The organism is Burkholderia sp. DN3021, assembly GCF_049805555.1.
Classification (GTDB): domain Bacteria; phylum Pseudomonadota; class Gammaproteobacteria; order Burkholderiales; family Burkholderiaceae; genus Burkholderia; species Burkholderia pyrrocinia_C.
In genome coordinates this window covers 1-1,666 of record NZ_JBNCAB010000219.1, presented here as the reverse complement: position 1 = coordinate 1,666, position 1,666 = coordinate 1, and the positions used below count along the sequence as shown (strand labels likewise).

Below are 1,666 nucleotides of genomic sequence, written 5' to 3'. Positions count from 1 at the left end.
TCATTTCCTCGGTTCCTTTGCCAGCATTATCGCTGGCAAAGGCCCCGGCCAAACCACTTATCCGTCTGTCCGAATTTGCGCGGCCACCTCTTTTCGAGGTGCCCTCCAGCTTCTCTTCGCCCCACATCTGGATCGCAGCCCAGCTATCCGCGCCCGATAGAATCGCGCACAACGCAATCACCAACATGCTCGTCAAATTGTGAACGGGCGTTCGGCTACGCGGATCACGCAACTCACCGAACGCGTCTTCTATGCTCAGGGGCCGTATCTCTTCCATCCGAGGCCTCCGCAAAAGATGAAAGTAAGCACTTGATTTACCTCGGTTTACAACCCCTCTCGTAAGTCATTGATTGTTAACGGCCCTTCATGCGATTGCCCTGTTTCGCGACAGATCGCCTTGCAATTGTTGACTCAGCCTTATCCATATCAAGCGCATACTGCGCCAGCCATATGACCAACTATTCCGGTCACCGATTTGCACGCCTACGTGCAGACACCAGCACTTACACCTGCTTCAGAGTCGCGCTGGTACGTTCTGAATTAAACGTTGTTTGGAGAAAATGAAATATGCCGACCCCAAAAGCCCTAACGTTCGCCGCGATGCTGGCCGCAGCAACGGCGCTCGCAGGCTGCATCACGCCGCCGGGTTCCGCTGATGTCTATAGCGTCGGCCAAGCACAGCGAGAACAAACCGTGCGAATGGGCACGGTCGAAAGCGTCCGCGCAACGCGAATCCAAGGCGATGACGGCGGCAGCGTACTCGGCTCACTCGGCGGCGGTGCGCTCGGGGCGGTCGCTGGCAGCGCGATCGGCGGCGGCCGTGGTTCAGTGCTGACGGCAATCGCTGGAGGCATCGCCGGTGCAGTTGCCGGCAACGCAGCCGGACAGAGCCTTAGTTCGGCACACGGTGTTGAGGTTACCGTGCGCCTTGACAATGGTGAGCTTCGGTCGATTGCCCAAGCGGCAACGTCCGAAGTGTTCCGCGCGGGCGACCGCGTCCGACTGCTATCGAGTGCAGGCATTACGCGAGTCACGCACTAGGCAAGCCGTCGAAATAGAGTGCGGTTTAAACTGGCACTGAGAGCGATGCGTTGGGGTATAGCATTTTTAATGGGCAAATCCGTAGACGTACAGACACGCAATTACGACAGAAAATATCATCCATTTAATTGATCGCGAGGTCAAAGTGATGGCCCGCAATTTCATTGCATTTACTATTGCACATATTTTTCTTGCTGCAATTATTATCACAAAAATCAACTTTTCCAAATAAAAAACTGGAAGAAATTATATTTTGTCGCCAGCTCCGGCGTGACGCTGGTTGGAATCGCAGGGCGGCGTGGGTTCTCGAATTTCCCTCCGAGAAGTTTGACGAACAAGGCCGCTTAAGCCATTCCATTACACACAAGTCGGCGTGAGCGGTTTGTAAACTTCCGCGGCTTGTCGTTTACTCTTGCTTTTTGCGCGACGCACGAATGGCAGGAGCAACGGAGAGCTGGGCGGCAATGGAATTCAAGGGTATCGATCTGGGCGACAAGCGGCTGAACCGGCGGGCGATCCTGCTGGCCGAACAACTGGGCACCTCGAAAAACCGTTCGGACGCTGGCATGATGCCACTGAGGCCGAAGGCATGAGGATGTGAAGATGATCAAGGTGAGTCTGTTCG

General features: G+C 55.1%; 3 protein-coding genes. 2 read left to right on the top strand and 1 reads right to left on the bottom strand.

Translation table 11 applies throughout. The features are described from left to right. Positions 1-277, bottom strand: a 277-nt coding sequence (locus ACPUER_RS36625) for a transposase family protein (RefSeq protein WP_425133565.1), incomplete at its 3' end; no start/stop codon positions are given. Between the two features lie 290 nt (positions 278-567). Here ACPUER_RS36625 and ACPUER_RS36620 point away from each other — a divergent pair. Both ACPUER_RS36620 and ACPUER_RS36615 read left to right on the top strand, forming a co-directional pair. Next, complete coding sequence (locus tag ACPUER_RS36620; RefSeq protein WP_425133564.1) at positions 568-1,041, top strand: glycine zipper 2TM domain-containing protein; 474 nt, start codon at positions 568-570, stop codon at positions 1,039-1,041. A 464-nt stretch (positions 1,042-1,505) separates the two neighbouring features. Next, positions 1,506-1,634, top strand: coding sequence for an IS4/Tn5 family transposase DNA-binding protein (locus tag ACPUER_RS36615; RefSeq protein ID WP_425133563.1), 129 nt, complete (start codon positions 1,506-1,508; stop codon positions 1,632-1,634). Positions 1,635-1,666: the final 32 nt, after the last annotated feature.